The organism is Planosporangium thailandense (assembly GCF_011947195.1).
GTDB classification, from domain to species: Bacteria; Actinomycetota; Actinomycetes; order Mycobacteriales; family Micromonosporaceae; genus Planosporangium; species Planosporangium thailandense.
In genome coordinates, this window is the sequence record NZ_JAATVY010000004.1 from 224332 (window position 1) to 242982 (window position 18651).

Sequence of the window (18651 nt, forward strand, 5' to 3'; positions counted from 1 at the left end):
CCGCCGCGCCCGGGCCGACACCGACGGCGCCGGCCGGCCGCACGGCGTCGGGTCCGCTGGCGGCGCTGCGCGGGCTGCTCGACCGGCCCCTCGCGTCGTACTACCTGCTGCTCGCGAGCCTCGGCCTGCTGCTCGTGTTCGGTCTGGTCATGGTGTTCAGCGCCACCAGCGTGGAGAACTTCCGCGAGACGCACAGCCCGTACACCTCGCTGATCAAGCAGTCGACCTGGGCCGTGGTGGGTCTGCTGGGGTTCTGGTTCTGCCAGCGCCTGCCGATGCGCACGTACCGGGGGATCGCCAGGTACGTGCTGATCGTGTCCATGGTGCTGATGGTCGTCCTGGACATGTTGACGTTCCTGGGTGGGCTGAGCGGGGGTCCGAATCCGACGCCGTTGCGGCTCGGCCCGCTGCACGCCGACGAGAACTGGCTGTACATCGGCCCGATCCAGGGCCAGCCGTCCGAGCTCGGCAAGCTCGGGCTGATCCTGTGGTCGGCCGACATCCTGACGCGCAAGGGCACGAAGATCGCGAACTGGCGTGAGCTGATCACGCCGGTGTTCCCGGTGGCGCTGCTGCTGCTCGGCCTGGTCGGCTACAGCGACTTCGGCACCATGACCTGTCTGTTCCTCGCGTTTCTCGGGGTGCTGTGGGCCGCCGGCGTGCAGAAGCGGGTCTTCGCGGTGCTGTTCGGCGCCGCCGTGGTGGGCATGACCGTACTGATCCAGGCGGCGCCCTACCGGATGGCGCGCGTCACTGTCTTCCTCGATCCCGCGCATGCCGACCGCAACGGCCCCGCGTACCAGTTCTTCCAGGGCCTGTACGCCATCGCCGACGGCGGCTGGTTCGGCGTCGGGCTGGGCCGGGGCCCCTCGAAGTGGGGGCTGCTGCCCAACGGCCACAACGACAGCATCTTCGCGGTGATCGCCGAAGAGCTCGGGGTCGTGGGCTGCCTGGTGCTGCTGGTGCTGCTTGCGGTGCTGGCCTGCACCGGGCTGCGCATCGCCCGCCGGGTCGAGCATCCGTTCCGCCGGCTGGTGGCCACCGGCATCACCTGCTGGCTGGTCGGGCAGGCAGCCATCAACATCGGGGGCGTCATCGGCATCATGCCGATGACCGGGGTCCCGCTGCCGTTCATCTCCGACGGCGGAACGGCGCTGGTCGTCGCGCTCGGCGCGGCCGGCATCCTGACGTCCTTCGCCCGCGCGGAGCCCGACGCCGCGAGAGCGCTACACGCCCGTCCGCCCCGTCGGTGGGTACAGCTAGTCTGGGCGCCGTTGCCGCCGCTGCCACAGCGTGGGGCGGGCCGCCGCGCGTCGGCGCGCGAAGGCACCGGGGCGTCCGCGCGTCCGGGCGCCGCAGCGTCCGCGCGGACGGGCCGGGCCCGTGCCGCCGGGGCGCGCGCGGACAACGGCGGACGCGCCGCCGGCGGCGTCCGACAGCGCTAGCTGACAGGGGAGGAACGCGCGAGATGGCGGGACAGTACGGGAAGCCCATCCGGTCGGTCGTGCTCGCCGGCGGTGGCACCGGTGGGCACATCTACCCGTTGCTGGCGTTCGCCGACTGTCTGCGCCAGCACGATCCGCAGCTACGTGTCACGTGTCTCGGGACGCCCAAGGGCCTGGAGAACGAGCTGATCCCGCCGCGCGGCTACGACCTGCGCAACGTTCCCGCCTACCAGCTGCCGCGGTCGGTCAACATGAACCTGGTCCGTACGCCGGACCGGATGTGGCGGGCGGCCCGGGCGACCCGCGCGGTCCTCGACGAGGTGTCGGCCGACGTCGTGGTCGGCTTCGGTGGCTACGTCGCGGTGCCGGCCTACCTCGCGGCCTGGCGGCGCAAGACGCCGATCGTCATCCATGAGGTCAACGTGCCGCCGGGCGTCGCCAACCGGATGGGCATGCGCTTCACCCGCAACGTGGCGGTGGGCTTCCCACACCAGGTCGAGCAGGTGCCGGCGCTGCAGCACGCCCGCGTGACCGGGGTGCCGATGCGACGGTCGATCACGACGCTCGACCGGGCCGCGCGGCGCGCCGAGGCCCGGGCGCACTTCGGTCTGCGGCCGGACCTGCCCACGCTGTTCGTGTTCGGCGCGTCGCAGGGCGCCCGCTCGATCAACCTCGCGATGGCGGGCGCGGCCAAGGCCATCACCGCGGCGGGGGTGCAGGTGCTGCACATCATCGGCGCCCGCAACGAGCCGGTCGACATCCCGCCGGACCTGCCGGTCCCGTACGTGACCGTCAAGTTCCTGGAGGCGATGGAGCTCGGGTACGCGGCCGGCGACCTGGCGCTGTGCCGGGGCGGTGCGATCACATGTGCGGAAACGGCTGCCGTGGGTATGCCGGCGGTTTACGTGCCACTACCGTACGGAAACGGGGAGCAGCGCCGTAACGCGTTGCCGATCGTCGACGCCGGGGGCGGGTTGATCGTCGATGACGGCGAGCTGACGTCCGACTGGATCGAGCGCACGGTGGTGCCGTTGGCGCGCGATGAGGCGCGGCTGGCCGCGATGAGCGCGGCCGCCGCGGCGTACGGGCGCCGCGACGGCGACGAGGCGTTGCGTGCCTTCATGTACGAGGTGGCGGGGCAGTGAGCGCGAGCGATCGCAGAGAGGTGAGGGGTCAGTGAATGCGGCCAAGCCCGATCAGCTCGCCGAGCTGACGGCGGAGGACCTGGGGACGGTACATCTCATCGGGGTCGGCGGCGTGGGCATGAGCGGGCTGGCCCGCCTGCTGCTCACCCGGGGCATCCCGGTGTCCGGCAGCGAACTGCGCGAGTGGCCGTCGCTGGCCGGTCTGCGCGCGCTCGGCGGCACCATCCACATGCGACATGAGGCGTCCAACCTGGACGGGGTCGACACCGTCGTCTACTCGTCGGCGATCCCGTCAGACCATCTCGAACTCGTCGCGGCCCGCGACCGGGGCCTGCGGATCCTGCACCGGTCCGAGGCGCTCGCGGCCGCCATGGCCGGCCGCCGCACGATCGCCGTGGCGGGTACCCACGGCAAGACGACCACCACCTCGATGACGACGCTGATCCTCCAGCACGCCGGGCTCGACCCGTCGTTCTTCATCGGCGGTGAGATCTCCGAGACCGGCTCGAACGGGCACCACGGCAGCGGCGAGTACTTCGTCGCCGAGGCCGACGAGAGCGACCGGTCGTTCCTCGTGTACCGCCCGCACGTGGGGATCGTCACCAACATCGACGCCGACCACCTCAACACCTACGGCGACCTCGCCGGGCTGGAGGAGGGGTTCCTGGAGTTCTGCCGGCGGGTGGAGCCGGACGGGTTCGTGGTGACCTGTGCCGATGACCCGGGCGCGCGGCGGCTGGCCGAGCGGGCCCGGGCCGAGGGCATCCGGGTCTACACGTACGGCGAGGCTGAGGACGCCGACCTGCGCATCACCGAGATCGTCTCCTCGGTCGGCGGGGTGCGGTACATGGCGGCGCTCGACGGTGAGTCGTTGGGCGAGGTCTCCCTGCGGGTACCGGGAAGGGTGCTCGGGCTCAACTCCGCCGCGGGCGTGCTCACCGCGCTGAAGTTGGGGGTCGAGCCGAGCGCGGCGGTCGAGGCGCTCGCCGAGTTCCCGGGTGTGCGCCGGCGCTTCGAGCTCAAGGGGACGGCCGCCGGCGTGCGGGTGTACGACGAGTACGCCTACCACCCGACGTCGATGAAGGCCGCCATGACCACGCTGCGCGAGGTCGCCGGTGACGGCCGGCTGATCGTGGTCTTCCAGCCGTACCGCGTCTACCGCACGCGGGACAACGAGGCGGAGATCGCGGCCGCGCTGGCGATCGGCGACGAGGCGATCGTGCTGGAGGTGTTCGGGCCCGGCGAGGTCCGCGAGCCGGGTGAGGGCGGCGCGTCGCTGACCGCGGCGATCGACCTGCCCGATGACCGGAAGGTGTTCGTGCCTACCTGGGACGACGTGCCGGCCGAAGTGGTCCGGCGGGCCCGCGAGGGCGACGTCGTCGTGACGATGGGCGCGCCGCCGATCTCGCTCATGGGTGACGAACTGCTCGCCGCGCTGACGGCGTCGATCGAGAAGGACGGCAACGGGTACGTGGCGCGCCACGCGCGCGGCGAGTGACCGGTGGCCACGGGGGAACGGACGAAAGCGTAGTTGAGCAGTCGCTGGCGGTTGGTACGGGCGCGCCGTGACGCGGTTCCCGCCACGGTGCGCCGGTTCTCGCAGCGGGCCCGTCGACGCCGGCTGCGCGCGGCCAGGCCCTGGCTGGTCGCGCTCGGCGTGGTGGTGGTTCTCGCCCTGGCGGGCACGGTCGTCTACACGACTCCACTGCTCGGGGTGGCTCGGGTCCGGGTGGTCGGCGCCCGGCTGGCGAGCGACGCGCAGGTGCGCGCGGCGGCCCGGGTGGCGCCGGGCACGCCACTGGTGCGGGTGGACCCGGCGGCGGTCGCCCGTCGGGTCGGCGCGCTGCCGCCGGTCTACCGGGTGACGGTGAGCCGCTCCTGGCCGCGTACTCTCGTGGTCCGCGTCGTCGAGCGCACCCCGACGGCGGCCGTGCCGATGGGAGGCCGGTACGCGGTCATCGACCACACCGGCACCGTGTTCGACTGGTCGGCGCGCCAGCCGGCCGCGCTGCCGCTGCTCAAGCTGCGCAGCCCGGGCCCGCACGATCCGACGACCGCCGCGGCGCTGACGGTTCTCGCCGCGCTGCCGTCCGGTCTGCGCGAGCCGATGGCGGCGCTGGTGGCCGACGCACCGGCCCGCATCCGGCTGGAACTGCGTGACGGCCACCAGATCGTCTGGGGGGACGCGACGCAGAACGACGACAAGGCGCGCGTCGCGCTCACGTTGATGGGGGCCGGTCAGAAGGTGACGGACGTCAGTGCCCCGTCGGTGGTTACCACTCGTTGACCGGCCGTGGCCGTCCGCCGGCGATTTTCAGCCGTTTGTGACGTCGGGAAGGTTTATTGGCCGTCGACCTCACGACACGCCGAGGTCGGTCCTTGGATCGCGGCGGGTCGCCACATACCTTTCCCCCAGGCATTAGTTGACATAACTATAAGCCTCTAGTAAAGGGTGAGGGTTTTGCGACCCTCGCGCCGTCTGCACGAAGCGGACGCCGCCCGTGAGGGGCGCACCCGACGCGGGCGCCCAAACCGGACCGGTGCTCGACGATACTCAAGGGGAAAGGCACGTCCGATGACACATCCGCACAACTACCTGGCGGTCATCAAGGTCGTCGGCATCGGTGGCGGCGGCGTCAACGCTGTCAACCGGATGATCGAGGTCGGGCTCAAGGGCGTCGAGTTCATCGCGATCAACACGGACGCCCAAGCGTTGCTGATGAGTGACGCCGACGTCAAGCTCGACGTGGGACGTGAGCTGACGCGTGGTCTGGGCGCCGGCGCGCAGCCCGAGGTCGGCAAGAACGCCGCCGAGGACCACCGCGACGAGATCGAGGAGGTGCTCAAGGGCGCCGACATGGTCTTCGTCACCTGCGGTGAGGGCGGCGGTACGGGCACCGGCGGCGCCCCCGTGGTCGCCAACATCGCCCGCAAGCTCGGCGCGCTGACGATCGGTGTGGTGACCCGGCCCTTCTCCTTCGAGGGCAAGCGGCGCCAGGTTCAGGCCGAGGCGGGCATCGAGGAGCTGCGCAACCAGTGCGACACGCTCATCGTGATCCCGAACGACCGGCTGCTCGCGCTGGGGGACCGGGGCATCAGCATGATGGACGCCTTCCGGCAGGCCGACCAGGTGCTACTCTCCGGTGTCCAGGGCATCACCGACCTGATCACCACGCCGGGTCTGATCAACCTCGACTTCGCCGACGTGAAGAGCGTGATGAGCGGCGCCGGCAGCGCCCTGATGGGTATCGGCAGCGCGCGCGGCGACAACCGGGCGGTGGAGGCCGCCGAGGCGGCGATCTCCAGCCCGCTGCTCGAGCAGAGCATGGACGGCGCGCGCGGCGTGCTGCTGTCCATCGCCGGCGGCTCCGACCTGGGTCTGTTCGAGATCAACGACGCCGCGCAGCTGGTCACCGATGCTGCGCACCCGGACGCCAACATCATCTTCGGCGCCGTCATCGACGACGCGCTCGGCGACGAGGTGCGGGTGACCGTCATCGCGGCCGGCTTCGACGGCGGCGCGCCCGCCTACAAGCCGGCGGAGCCGCCCCGCAAGGCCGCTCCTCCGGTCGAGCCCCCGGCCCCGCCGGCGGCGCCGCCCCGCCCCGCGGTGCAGTCGACGCCCCGCCGCGTCCTCTTCGACGACGTCGACGTTCCCGACTTCCTCAAGAACGGCGCCTGACCGGGTGCCACGGCGACGGCGGCCCGCGCGGCGCGCCGGGTGACGACAGGACGGAGGTGACGGTGTCGCCGCCCCGGGCCCGGGCCCGGGGCGGCGACACCGTATATCTGGTGACTATGGCAGTCGAGGAAGGGGCCGAAGCGCGGCGTGCGGAGCTGGCGCGTCGGCTGTCGGACGTACGCGCGCGAATCGCGGCGGCCTGCGCCGACGCGGGCCGGGATGCGGACGAGGTGACGCTGATCGCGGTCACCAAGACCTATCCGGCCAGCGACGCGCGGCACCTGGTCGATCTCGGAGTGCACGACCTCGGGGAGAACAAGGACCAGGAGGCCGCGCCGAAGGCCGCCGAGCTGGCCGCCTCCGATGCCCCGGTGCGCTGGCACTTCATCGGCCAACTGCAGCGAAACAAGGCCAAGTCGGTGGCCAGGTACGCCGACCTGGTCCACTCGGTGGACAGCGTGGCGCTCGCGGCGGCGCTCGACCGTGCCGCCACCCGGCACCGTGACCGCCCGCTCGACGTGCTCGTACAGGTCAGCCTCGACGGTGACCTGGAGCGCGGCGGCGCCGCGGTCGGGGCGGACGTTCCCGAGCGCGAGCTGGAGCGGGTGGTGGCGGCGGTGGTCGAGTCGGAGGCGTTGCGGCTGCGGGGGGTGATGACCGTGGCGCCGCTGGCGTGGGATCCGCGCTCGGCGTTCGATCGGCTCGCCGCCATCGCGGCGGACGTACGCAGGGAACATCCGGAGGCGACGATCGTGTCGGCGGGCATGAGCGCCGATCTGGAACCGGCCATAGCGGCCGGCGCGACACACGTCCGGATCGGTGCCGCGTTGCTCGGGAAACGCCCGCCGCTGAGGTAGCCTGCCGATAGGGATATCGAAACTACATCAATGTGGTTTTGCCGAAGTCGGCACCGGGCACAGTGTCGACGCGGGTTGGGGGCACGGCACGGGGCAGTGCCGCACAGAGGTAAGGGGCGCGGCATGGGAGCAATGCGGAGGGCAGGCGTCTGGCTTGGCCTCGTCGAGGACGACGACGAGCGCGCGTACGGCGACCGTGGGTACGACGACCGTGGTTACCGGTACGGCGAGGACTTCGCCGATGAGGACGAGGTCGACGAGCAGCCGGTCGTGTCCACGCGAACCCGGGTCACCGAGCGGCTGGCCGCGGAGCGGGAGGCGCGTTCCGAACGTTCCACCGTGCGGTCGATCGCCCGTTCGGCGTCGCCGACGGTCAGCTACCCGACCCGTGAGAACCTGGCGCTCGCCCCGCGGGTCAGCGAGCGCCCGGCGACCCAGGCCGAAGAGGACGAGCGTCGTTACCAGATCACGACGCTGCACCCGACCACGTACAACGAAGCACGGACCATTGGCGAGCATTTTCGCGATGGCGTGCCAGTCATCATGAACCTCACCGAAATGGACGAGGCGGACGCTAAACGACTGGTTGATTTCGCGGCGGGTCTCGCGTTCGGCCTTCGCGGTACGATCGAGCGCGTCACTAACCGCGTGTTCCTGCTCTCGCCGGCCAACGTCCAGGTCACGGCAGAAGACAAGGCGAAGATCGCCGAGGGTGGGTTCTTCAACCAGAGTTGAGCGAGGACCGGACCACCGTGCTATCGGTCGCCATGCAGGTCGTCTACCTGCTGCTGTACGCCTTCTTCCTGATCCTCCTCGCGAGGTTCGTGATGGGGGCCGTGCTCCAGTACGGTCGGCGATGGCATCCGGGGCGCGGAGCAGCCGCAACGCTCGAAATTGTCTGGAGCGTCACCGACCCTCCGCTGAATGCGCTGAGGCGAGTGATCCCGCCGCTTCGTATTGGTACTGTGAGTGTCGACCTGGCCTCCCTTGTGCTGCTGATTATTCTGTACGTGCTGATGAACGTCGTGGTACGGCGTCTGATCTAGGTGACAGCCCGTAGTGACGACGCCACGCGGCCGCAACTGACCCGAGGAGTTTCGATGCCGCTGACCCCGGCCGACGTCCACAACGTCGCATTCAAGAAGCCCCCTATCGGCAAGCGGGGGTACGACGAGGAGGAGGTCGACGCCTTCCTGGACGAGGTCGAGCGCGAACTCGCCCGTCTGATCGAAGAGAACAACGAACTGCGGGCGCAGGCCGAGCGCGGTGGCGGCCGCGTCGTCGGCGGTGGCGGCTCGGACTCGCGCCTGGCGGCTGAGCTCGCCGAGCTGCAGAGCCAGCTCGACCGCGTTCAGCGTGACAAGTCGGCAGCCGAGCAGGCGGCCCGCAGCATGCAGGTCGAGCTCGAGCAGCTTCGTTCGCAGGGCCCCGGAGTGGGCGGCGGTGACGGCGAGCAGCAGGCGCTGCGCGTGCTCATGATGGCCCAGCGCACGGCCGACGACCACGTCAACGACGCCCGTCGCGAGGCCGACAAGCTGCTGTCCGACGCGCGGGCGAAGGCCGAGGAGGTCACCCGCGAGGCGCGCGCCAAGGCGGACGCCCTGGAGCGGGACGCGCGCCAGCGGCACCAGGAGGCCATCGCCGGGCTCGACACCAAGCGCACCGCGCTGCAGAAGCACATCGAGGAGCTCAAGCAGTTCGAGCGCGAGTACCGCACCCGCCTGAAGGCATACCTCGAGAGCCAGCTGCGTGACCTGGACGGGCGCGCCCAGGGCCTGGAGGCTGACCTCACCCGGTCCGAGAACGGCCGGTCGGCCGGTGGCAACTCGGGCAACCTGGCGACGCTGGCCGGCGCCTACGGTGCCCGGTCCGCGATCGACGGAGGACGCTGACTGACCCACGGCGGCGGGTCGCCTGCACGACGCGCCGCCGTGTGCTCGACCATCCGGGGTCCGTACGTCAGACAAGGTGACTGGTCGGCACGGCTGCCCCGGAGGGTATGCGGTGATAGTCGCAAGTCTGCTTCTCGCGATCGGCGCGGTGGCACTTCTCGTGGTCGGCCTGGCCGGTGGCTCGGGTCCATATCTGATCGGCTCGATCGCGGCGAGCCTGCTCGCCGCGATCTCCCTTGTGGCTGGTGGCCGGCAGTTCGGCGCGCAGCCGGCCGACGCCGCGAGTGGACGCGTCGGTGCCGCCCCCGCCGACCACCCCGCTGAGAGCTCCACCGACCAACCCGGCGGCGAGCGCGGCCGGGTCGGTGGCGACCCGTCCGACGACCGCGTCGCCGGTGTCCAGCCGGACGTCGGCGACCACGTCGGTCCGGTGCCGGTGAACGAGGAGTTCTCGCAGGTCCGGACCGAGGAGATTGCGCCGGCCCGCGTCGGGGGTGGCGACGGCGCCGTGCAGCGCCAGCCGGCCAGCGTCGGCGCGCCGAGCCCGACTCATACCCGTTCGGGGCAGCTGCTGATCTCCGCCGCCGACGACTCCGGTGAGCGCCGCGACGTCGGCGGACCGAACGGGGTCAGCCCCGCCGCCGACCGTGCAGGCCTCGACGGTCTCGGCGGCCTGGCGGGTGTCGGTGACGTCGACGACCCTGGTGATCTTGGCGATTCCGACGACGAGGAACCACCGGACGAGCCGGTGGCGCAACCGCTGGCCGGGTCCGAGGCGGAGCGGCTGGCCGGCTTGGACGACGCCGTGGTGGTGATCGACGGTCGGCCGCGCTACCACCTGCCCGGCTGCGTCCACCTGCTCATGCGGGAGAGCGAGCGGTTGCCCGTACGTGAGGCGGTCGAACTGGGCTTCACGCCGTGTGGCCTCTGCGAACCCGCCACGGCGCTGCTGGCCGACGACCATCGGGCCTGACCGCCGGGGCGGACGCAGAATGGGAGACGTGTTCACGATCGCCGTCCGGGTCAAGCCCGGCTCGTCACGTACCCGGGTGGGCGGGGGTTACGCCGGGCCGCACGGGGCCGCGCTGGTGGTGGCGGTGACCGCGCCGGCCGTGGACGGGCGGGCGACGGAGGCGGCACGTCGGGCGCTCGCTGACGCGCTCCAGCTGCGGCCCGCGACGGTCAGTCTGCGCTCCGGGGCGACCAGCCGGGACAAGATCTTCGCTGTCGACCCGCCGCCGCCGGATCTGGCCGACCGGGTGCGGCGGCTGCGCGACCCGTCGAGCTGAGCCGTTACCCGATGTCGGGTCCGTCGTCCGATTCCGGATGCCACAGGATTGAAGGACGATACGGGTGGGTATGCAACGGCGAAGTCAAGGGCGAGGGCGGAACGCCTAACGCGAAATCGAGCACTCCGGTCTGCTCACATTGCGTGGGACGTTGTCGGACGCACGCACGTTCCGTATTCTTGCCACTCTCTGGAGTGCGTGGCGGTTTCGTCACGCGCCCGTTTTGTATTTTGGGGGACGCCATGGCGGCTCGGGCGATCGCGGTGCGTTGGCGCGCCGCGATGAGCGGTGCCCCTGATCAGCCGCGTCCCGTCAGAAACATTACGGCGGGCGATGGCTTCGCTGAACCCTCCAAAAGCGTGAAAAAGGCGACTTTCGGGACGGCTTCGCGAGCGGTGAGCCTGACCGCCGGCACGCCGGCCCTGCCGGTAGCCGCCGGCACGCCGGCCCTGCCGGTAGCCGCCGGCACGCCGGCCGCTTCTGGGGCGAACGTACCACGCGCATCGGTACGGCCGGACGCGCCGATCGCCCACTCCGCGCCGTTCCTGACGGCGTCCGATCACCCCGTGGGGGCCCGACACCCCGGTGCGGCCCTCGGTCGGGGCGTCCCGCCGGTGTGCCCCCGCGCCGACCGGGGTGGCCGCGACCACTCCAACCCCTGCTGCCAAGCACCGGTAACCGCCGCGGACGACCGCGGCCGAGGGAGCGACGATGGCTAAGACCGCCGACAGCAAGACCGCCACCGAGGCGGCGGGCACCAAGACCGGCACGGGCAAGGCGCCCCGCGCGCGCTCGGCGGCCGAGACCGAGAAGATCCGCGCCGCGCTGTCCGAGCGCCGTGACGAGCTTAGGCTCGAGTACGACCAGACCATGTCGGAGATCGCCGAGCTGCAGCGCGACCGGCTGACCGACTCGGCCGGCGACGACCAGGCCGACACCGGCACCAAGACGTTCGAGCGTGAGCAGGAGATCTCGCTGGCCAACAGCATCCAGGAGCGGATCAGCCAGGTCGAGCGGGCGCTCGAGCGTCTCGATGACGGTACGTACGGCTGGTGTGAGCGGTGCGGTAACACCATCCCGGTCGAGCGGCTGGCGGCGTTCCCTTCGGCTACGCTCTGTGTGACGTGCAAGCAGTTGGAGGAGCGGCGCTGAACGGCGAGAAGGCGTTGGCAAGCGACCAGAGCCTGGGGCAGACCACGCCGTCGGGCGGGGAGGCCGCCACGCCGGTGCCGGGCGCATCGGCGCGCTCCCGCCGCCCGATCGCGGTGCTCGCGCTGGCCAGCGCCGTCGTGCTCGGCATCGACCTCGTGACCAAGCAGCTCGCCGTGAGCGAGCTGGCCGGACGCGAACCGGTCCGGTTGTTCGGCGGCGCCGTCTACCTGGACGTGATTCGCAACAGCGGGGCGGCGTTCAGCCTCGGCACGGGGTACACCTTCGTCTTTCCGGTGATCGCCATGGCGGTCGCGGCGTGGATCGTCTGGACCGCCCGGCGCCTGCGGTCGGTGCCGTGGGCGATCGCGCTCGGCCTCGTCCTGGGCGGCGCCGTGGGCAACCTCGTCGACCGGATCTTCCGAGCCCCGGGGCCGATGGTCGGCCACGTGGTCGACATGGTCAGCCTCTTCGCGCCGCGGGGCGAGGTCTTCGCGGTGTTCAACGCCGCCGACTCGGCGCTGTGCGTCGGTGTCGCGCTCGCGCTCCTGCTCGAACTCACCGGCCGGCGGGTCGACGGCACCCGTACCCGCGATCGCGACCAGGCGGCTGTGTCAGACTCCGCACGTGGCTGAGCATCGTTCCCTGCCGGTACCCGACGGCCTCGACGGTCTGCGGTTGGATCAGGCGATCTCGCGGCTGTTCGGGCTGTCCCGGACCGCTGCCGCCGCGGTCGTCGAAGCCGGTGACGCGCTCGTCGACGGGGTGCCGCGGTCGAAGTCGGAGAAGGTCAGCGCCGGCACGTGGCTCGAGGTGACGCTGCCCGGCCCGCAAGCACCGGTGCGGGTGGTGGCCGAGCCGGTGGCCGGTCTGAAAGTCATCTACAGCGACGACGACATCGTCGTTGTCGACAAGCCGGTCGGGGTCGCGGCCCACCCGAGCCCGGGCTGGACCGGGCCGACCGTGATCGGCGGCCTCGCCGCCATGGGCCACACGATCGCGACCAGCGGAGCCGCTGAGCGGCAGGGCGTGGTCCACCGGCTCGACGTCGGCACCACCGGCCTGATGGTGGTGGCCAAGAGCGAACGGGCGTACAGCGTCCTCAAGCGCGCGTTCAAGGCGCGCGAGGTGGACAAGCGGTACCACGCCATCGTCCAGGGCCACCCCGACCCGCTGCGCGGCACGATCGACGCGCCGATCGACCGCCACCCCAACCACGACTACAAGTGGGCCGTGGTGGCCGGCGGGCGCCCCAGTGTCACCCACTACGACACGGTGGAAGCGTTCCCAGCGGCGACCCTGCTCGACATCAGCCTCGAGACCGGACGTACCCACCAGATCCGCGTGCACTTCTCCGCCATGCGGCACCCGTGCGTGGGGGACCTCACGTACGGCGCCGACCCGACCCTCGCCGCCCGGGTGGGGCTGACGCGGCAGTGGCTGCACGCCCGCTCGCTGGGCTTCGTGCACCCGAAAACCGACGAGTACGTGCGGTTCACCAGTGAGTACCCGGAAGACCTGGCGCACGCCCTGTCGGTGCTGCGCGGTGACGAATGAGCCTGAGCGGTCCGCTCGGCGTGCTGCGGCGACTGCGGCGCGGCGCCGCCCGCCTGCGCGGCCTCGTCCTGATCGCGATGCTGGCCGCGATCGCGGTGACCGCGACGACGGTGTGGCTGGCCGGCCGGGGCGCCGGCACGGCGGCCCGTGACACCACCTCCGGCTCCGTGGTCCGGGTCGGGGTGGCCGACGGCGCCTCCATCCCCGACTACGCGCAGCGCAGCCGCGCGGAGTTGGCAGCCCTGGTGGCCGGCGGGCACACCGGCGAGACCGTCGCGCTGGTGACCTTCGGCGCCTACCTCGCCCCCGACCAGCTCCCGCCGGTCCTGGCGGGAGTCGCGTTGAGCCAGGTGTACGCCCGGGTGCCCGCGTCGAACCTGCAGACCCAGATCGTGCGGCTGGACGCCTTCCGGGTGCCGGCCGACGTCACCGCCGGAATGGACCGGATCGCGGCGAAAAAGAATGCCGAGGCCGCCGACTACGCGCGCCTGGTCGCCGGGCTGGGCACCACGGACTCCGAGCGGGACCTGCGCGCCGTGTACACGTCCGGCCAGCACATCGCCACCGTCGAGGCGGCCGCGTACCGGGCGCACTGCGCCTGTGTGTACGCGGCGGTGGTGCGGGCCGCCCCGGCGGCGCTCGACCAGCTGGCCCACCGCGACGGGGTACGGGTGGTGGACCCGGCGCCGGAGGTACAGCAACTGGATCGGGCGGTGTTCCTACCGCCGCTACCCGAACAGCGCGAGCTGGCCGTCCCACCGGACAATTCTGGGCAACCCGCAGCATCCCCGTCGGGCTGACCCCCGTTGAACCCAACGGGCATCGTGGCCCGTATGAACAATTCGAGTGTGGTCGGATATCGATCCGGTCCGTAGCCTGGTGGTGGGCGGTACGCAGGTGGCAGGAGGGCGAACGTTGGGCACCGAGGCGGGCTGGAGTCGATCCGCCGAGCCCACCCCGCGCTGGCGGGCGTTGCTCGAGCGTGCGCGGCACGGTCGGGCGAGCGAGCAGATCCTCGTCGACGACGACGACCGTCCCGTTCGCCGGGCACCCGAGTTCGACGACGACCGTCCCGTCCGCCGGGCACCCGAGTTCGACGAGCTCGAGCCGGATGGCCGCCCGTCGCTGCGCTGGCAGCCCACGCCCGCGCCCGCTCCCGAGCCCGACGGTGCCGACCGGGCGGCCGCCGTCATCCGCGCGGACCTGGGTGGCCCGCGCGTGCTGGCCTTCGCCAACCCCAAGGGCGGCGTGCACAAGACGACCGCGACCGCACTCGCCGCGGCCACGGCGGGCAGCGTCCGGGGCCGGGGCGTGATCGCCTGGGACGACAACGAGCTGCGCGGCACCCTCGGCCTGCGCGCCGGCAGCGCCCGGCATGCCCGCACGATCCGCCACCTGCTCGCTGACCTGGCGCAGCTCGAGATTCACGACGGGATCCAGCTGCGGGCGCGCCTCGACGACTACCTGAAGCACGCCTCGGACGGCACCTACGACGTGCTCGCCGGCGAGGAGGATCCGCGCTTCGCGCAGAAGCTCGACCCGTACATCGTGCGCCGGGTGCTCGAGGTGCTCTGCCGTACCCACGACGTGGTCTGCGTCGACACCGGCAACAACGTCGAGAGCCCCAACTGGCGCACGGTGATCCAGTCGGCTGACCAGCTGGTGGTCACGACCGTGCCGCGCGAAGACGCCGCGTTCACCGCCGACTGGATGCTCGACCTGCTCGAGGAGGCGGGCCTCGGGCGGATGGTCAAGAACGCCGTGACGCTGCTGTCCTGCCCGACGCCGACCAGGTCGCCGCTGCTGGACGACCTCGCGGCGCACTTCCGCAACCGGACCCGGGCCGTCGCCGTGGTCCCGTACGACCCCCAGCTCGAGAGCGGCTCCAACATCGACTACGCGATGCTGCACCCGGCCACGAAGTGGGCCTGGCTGCGGGCGACCGCGACCATCCTGGAGCCCTTCGCCCGCTGACCCGACCGCCACGGCCTTGTCGGTCCCCGGGGCTAACATCGCTCCGACGGGCACGCGGGGGGCCTGTGGCGAAAGGGGGGCGGAGCTGGCGTGGGCGGCTCGTTCGTGCATCTGCACGTGCACACCGAGTACTCGATGCTGGACGGTGCGGCCCGGCTGAAGCACCTGTTCGCCGAGGCCGCCCGGATGGGCATGCCCGCCCTCGCCATGACCGACCACGGCAACCTCTACGGCGCCTTCGACTTCTACCAGCAGGCCACCGCAGCCGGCATCAAGCCGGTGATCGGCACGGAGGCGTACCTGACCCCGGGCACCGACCGGCGGGACCGGACCCGGGTGCGGTGGGCCGAGGGCGGCGAGAACGACGTCTCCGGCGGCGGCGCGTACACCCACCTGACCATGCTCGCCGCCGACGCCGACGGCCTGCGCAACCTGTTCCGGCTCGCCTCGCGGGCCAGCCTCGAGGGCTACTTCTACAAGCCGCGGGCCGACCGGGAGCTTCTCCACGAGTACGGCAAGGGCCTCATCGCCACGACCGGGTGCCCCTCCGGCGAGGTGCAGACCTGGCTGCGCATCGGCGACTTCGAGAAGGCCTGCGCGGCGGCGGCGGAGCTCCGCGACATCTTCGGCCCGGACAACTTCTACCTGGAGTTGATGGACCACGGCCTCGACATCGAAAACCGGGTCCGGGCCGACCTGTTGCGCCTGGGGAAGCGGCTCGGCCTCAAGCCGGTGGCCACCAACGACCTGCACTACACGTACCCCGGCGACGCCGACGCCCACGAGGCGCTGCTGTGCGTGCAGTCCGGCTCGACCCTCGCGGATCCGAAGCGCTTCAAGTTCGACGCCCGCGACTTCTACCTCAAGTCCGCCGACGAGATGCGCAAGCTCTGGGACACGGAGGTCCCGGGCGCCTGCGACAACACCCTGGAGATCGCCGAGCGGATCGGCGACTACGCCGCGGTCTTCGCCCCGCGCAGCCTGATGCCGCGGTTCCCGGTGCCGCCGGGGGAGACCGAGGAGTCGTTCCTGCGCGCCGAGGTGCGCCGGGGCCTGGCCCGCCGGTTCCCGGGCGGGGTGCCCGAGACCCACCGCAGGCAGGCCGAGTACGAGCTCGACGTGGTCTGCGAGATGGGTTTCCCGGGCTACTTCCTGGTCGTCGCCGACCTGGTCGCCCACGCCAAGGAGGTCGGGATCCGGGTCGGACCGGGGCGCGGCTCCGCGGCGGGGGCGCTCATCGCGTACGCGTTGGGCATCACCGAGCTGGACCCGCTCGCGCACGGCCTGCTGTTCGAGCGGTTCCTCAACCCCGACCGGGTGTCGATGCCCGACATCGACATGGACTTCGACGAGCGCCGGCGCGGCGACATGATCCGGTACGCCACGGAGAAGTACGGCGCGGACCGGGTCTCGCAGATCATCACGTACGGCACGATCAAGGCCAAGGCCGCGATCAAGGACGCGGCGCGGGTGCTCGGATACCCGTTCGCGCTCGGCGACCGCATCACCAAGGCGATGCCGCCCGCCGTGATGGGCAGGGACATCCCGCTGTCGGGCATCTTCGACCCGTCCCATCCGCGGTATGCGGAGGCGGCCGAGCTCCGCCAGCTCTACGCGGCCGACGCCGACGTCCGGAAGGTCGTCGACACGGCCAAGGGGCTGGAGGGGCTCAAGCGGCAGTGGGGCGTACACGCGGCCGGCGTGATCCTGTCGCGCGAGCCGCTGCTCGACGTGCTTCCGATCCAAAAGCGCGAGCAGGACGGCGCGATCATCACGCAGTGGGACATGGGTGCCTGCGAGACCATTGGCCTGCTCAAGATGGACTTCCTGGGCCTGCGCAACCTCACGATCATCGAAGACGCGCTGGCGGCGATCAGGACCAACCGGGGCGTCGACCTGGTCCTGGAAGAGGTGCCGCTCGACGACAAGCCCACCTACGAGCTGCTCGCGCGTGGTGACACGCTCGGGGTGTTCCAGCTCGACGGCGGTCCGATGCGGGCCCTGCTGCGCTCGATGGCGCCCGACAACTTCGAAGACATCTCGGCCGTGCTCGCGCTGTACCGGCCCGGGCCGATGGGCGCCAACGCGCACAACGAGTACGCCGACCGCAAGAACGGCCGTAAACCGGTGGTGCCCATCCACCCCGAGCTGGCCGAGCCGCTCGCCGACATCCTGGGCGACACCTACGGGTTGATCGTCTACCAGGAGCAGGTCATGGCGATCGCCCAGAAGCTCGCCGGGTACTCGCTGGGCAAGGCGGACCTGTTACGCCGTGCGATGGGCAAGAAGAAGAAGGAGATCCTCGACCGGGAGTTCGAGCCGTTCGCGGCCGGCATGAGGGCCAACGGGTACTCCGACGACGCGATCCGGACGCTGTGGCAGATCCTGGTCCCGTTCTCCGACTACGCGTTCAACAAGGCGCACACCGCCGGGTACGGCCTGGTGTCGTACTGGACGGCCTTCCTCAAGGCCAACTACACGGCCGAGTACATGAGCGCCCTGCTCACCAGCGTCGGCGACGACAAGGACAAGATGGCCGTCTACCTGGCCGAGTGCCGCCGGACGGGCATCAAGGTGCTCCCGCCGGACGTCAACGCCTCGCAGGCGCGGTTCGCCGCGGTCGGCACCGACATCCGGTTCGGACTCGGCGCGGTGCGCAACGTCGGCGCGCACGTCGTCGAGGCGATCATCCGTTGCCGCCGCGAGAAGGGTCCATACCGCGACTTCTACGACTTCCTGCGCAAGGTCGACGCGGCGGTCTGCAACCGGAAGACGATCGAATCGCTGATCAAAGCCGGCGCGTTCGACTCACTGGGGCACCCCCGCAAGGGCCTCCTGGCGGTGCACGCCGACGCGATCGACGTATTCGGAGACGTCAAGCGCAACGAGGCGGTCGGGCAGTTCGACCTGTTCGGTTCGATGTTCGGCGACGACGACCCGGCCGACGGGCCGGCGCTGGTCGCGGCGCCGCCGATCCCGGCGGGCGAGTGGGACAAACCCGACCGGCTGGCCTTCGAACGGGAGATGCTCGGCCTGTACGTCTCCGACCATCCCCTCAACGGCTACGAGCACGTCCTCAACCGGGCCGCCGAACGGCAGATCGCGGCGCTGACGGAGGAGGGCGGCATCGCCGACGGCCAGGTCGTGACGCTCGCCGGGATCCTCGGCGGCCTGCAGCGCCGGATCACCAAGCAGGGACGGCCCTGGGCCTCGGCCACGCTCGAGGACCTGACCGGCGCGGTCGAGGTGCTGTTCTTCCCCAACACGTACGAGCTGGTCGGCCAGTACCTCGCCGAGGACGCCATCGTCGTCGTGAAGGGCCGGGTGGACCGCCGCGACGACCAGCCCCGCCTGATGGCGATGGACCTGTCCCTGCCCGACCGCACGGTGGACTCCGACGCCGAACCGGTGGTGCTGGCACTGCCCACGCAGCGGTGCACGCCCCCGCTGGTGGAGCGGCTGCGCGACGTGCTCAAGAACCACCCGGGCCCGGCCGAGGTACACCTCAAGCTGGTCGACGGTACGAAGACGACCGTGCTGCGGCTCGGTCCGCACCGGGTCGACCCGACGCCCGCGCTGATGGGCGACCTCGAGGCGCTGCTGGGCCCGGGGGCGCTGGCCGGTTGAGCGGTGCCGGGTGGGCGCGCTCCGCCGGGCGTGG

Annotated in this window: 16 protein-coding genes and 1 pseudogene; all 17 read left to right on the forward strand. The window is 71.4% G+C overall.

The window, feature by feature from the left end:
- Positions 1 to 56: 56 nt before the first annotated feature.
- The 17 genes and pseudogenes from HC031_RS08685 (at position 57) to dnaE (ending at position 18617) form a co-directional block, all read left to right on the forward strand.
- Positions 57 to 1445 (forward strand): FtsW/RodA/SpoVE family cell cycle protein, encoded by a 1389-nt coding sequence (locus HC031_RS08685; protein WP_167924879.1) that lies wholly within the window; start codon positions 57 to 59, stop codon positions 1443 to 1445.
- Between the two features lie 23 nt (positions 1446 to 1468).
- Positions 1469 to 2590, forward strand: coding sequence for an undecaprenyldiphospho-muramoylpentapeptide beta-N-acetylglucosaminyltransferase (murG, locus tag HC031_RS08690; RefSeq protein ID WP_167924681.1), 1122 nt, complete (start codon positions 1469 to 1471; stop codon positions 2588 to 2590).
- 31 nt (positions 2591 to 2621) lie between these two features.
- Positions 2622 to 4088: a UDP-N-acetylmuramate--L-alanine ligase gene (gene murC, locus HC031_RS08695; RefSeq protein ID WP_338090548.1), complete on the forward strand. Its 1467-nt coding sequence runs from the start codon at positions 2622 to 2624 to the stop codon at positions 4086 to 4088.
- Positions 4089 to 4121: 33 nt separating this feature from the next.
- Positions 4122 to 4877: a cell division protein FtsQ/DivIB gene (locus HC031_RS08700; RefSeq protein WP_167924682.1), complete on the forward strand. Its 756-nt coding sequence runs from the start codon at positions 4122 to 4124 to the stop codon at positions 4875 to 4877.
- A gap of 288 nt (positions 4878 to 5165) precedes the next feature.
- Positions 5166 to 6272 carry a cell division protein FtsZ gene (gene ftsZ / locus HC031_RS08705; RefSeq protein ID WP_167924683.1) on the forward strand — a complete coding sequence of 369 codons (1107 nt, stop codon included), beginning with the start codon at positions 5166 to 5168 and terminating at the stop codon, positions 6270 to 6272.
- 116 nt (positions 6273 to 6388) lie between these two features.
- The gene (locus HC031_RS08710) at positions 6389 to 7129 is read left to right on the forward strand and encodes a YggS family pyridoxal phosphate-dependent enzyme (protein WP_167924881.1); all 741 of its coding nucleotides are present in this window, start codon (positions 6389 to 6391) and stop codon (positions 7127 to 7129) included.
- Between the two features lie 123 nt (positions 7130 to 7252).
- The gene (locus HC031_RS08715) at positions 7253 to 7864 is read left to right on the forward strand and encodes a cell division protein SepF (protein ID WP_167924882.1); all 612 of its coding nucleotides are present in this window, start codon (positions 7253 to 7255) and stop codon (positions 7862 to 7864) included.
- Positions 7865 to 7881: 17 nt separating this feature from the next.
- Entirely contained in the window at positions 7882 to 8175 is a 294-nt protein-coding gene (locus tag HC031_RS08720; protein WP_167924684.1) for a YggT family protein, read from the forward strand.
- A gap of 54 nt (positions 8176 to 8229) precedes the next feature.
- A complete protein-coding gene (locus HC031_RS08725; RefSeq protein WP_167924685.1) occupies positions 8230 to 9021 on the forward strand; it encodes a DivIVA domain-containing protein in 792 nt (263 codons plus the stop codon).
- 112 nt (positions 9022 to 9133) lie between these two features.
- Positions 9134 to 9994, forward strand: a complete 861-nt coding sequence (locus tag HC031_RS08730) for a hypothetical protein (RefSeq protein ID WP_167924515.1) — start codon at positions 9134 to 9136, stop codon at positions 9992 to 9994.
- A gap of 19 nt (positions 9995 to 10013) precedes the next feature.
- Entirely contained in the window at positions 10014 to 10310 is a 297-nt protein-coding gene (locus tag HC031_RS08735; RefSeq protein WP_167924686.1) for a DUF167 domain-containing protein, read from the forward strand.
- A 711-nt stretch (positions 10311 to 11021) separates the two neighbouring features.
- Entirely contained in the window at positions 11022 to 11462 is a 441-nt protein-coding gene (locus tag HC031_RS08740; protein WP_167924687.1) for a TraR/DksA family transcriptional regulator, read from the forward strand.
- Positions 11435 to 12094, forward strand: a complete 660-nt coding sequence (gene lspA / locus HC031_RS08745) for a signal peptidase II (RefSeq protein WP_420813619.1) — start codon at positions 11435 to 11437, stop codon at positions 12092 to 12094. The genes HC031_RS08740 and lspA overlap by 28 nt, the downstream gene beginning before the upstream one ends.
- The gene (locus tag HC031_RS08750; protein WP_338090549.1) at positions 12087 to 13016 is read left to right on the forward strand and encodes an RluA family pseudouridine synthase; all 930 of its coding nucleotides are present in this window, start codon (positions 12087 to 12089) and stop codon (positions 13014 to 13016) included. The genes lspA and HC031_RS08750 overlap by 8 nt, the downstream gene beginning before the upstream one ends.
- Positions 13013 to 13816, forward strand: a complete 804-nt coding sequence (locus HC031_RS08755) for a hypothetical protein (protein ID WP_167924688.1) — start codon at positions 13013 to 13015, stop codon at positions 13814 to 13816. The genes HC031_RS08750 and HC031_RS08755 overlap by 4 nt, the downstream gene beginning before the upstream one ends.
- Before the next feature lie 367 nt (positions 13817 to 14183).
- Positions 14184 to 14990: pseudogene (locus HC031_RS08760) on the forward strand (MinD/ParA family ATP-binding protein); the annotation flags it as partial.
- A 90-nt stretch (positions 14991 to 15080) separates the two neighbouring features.
- Complete coding sequence (dnaE, locus tag HC031_RS08765) at positions 15081 to 18617, forward strand: DNA polymerase III subunit alpha (protein WP_167924690.1); 3537 nt, start codon at positions 15081 to 15083, stop codon at positions 18615 to 18617.
- Positions 18618 to 18651: the final 34 nt, after the last annotated feature.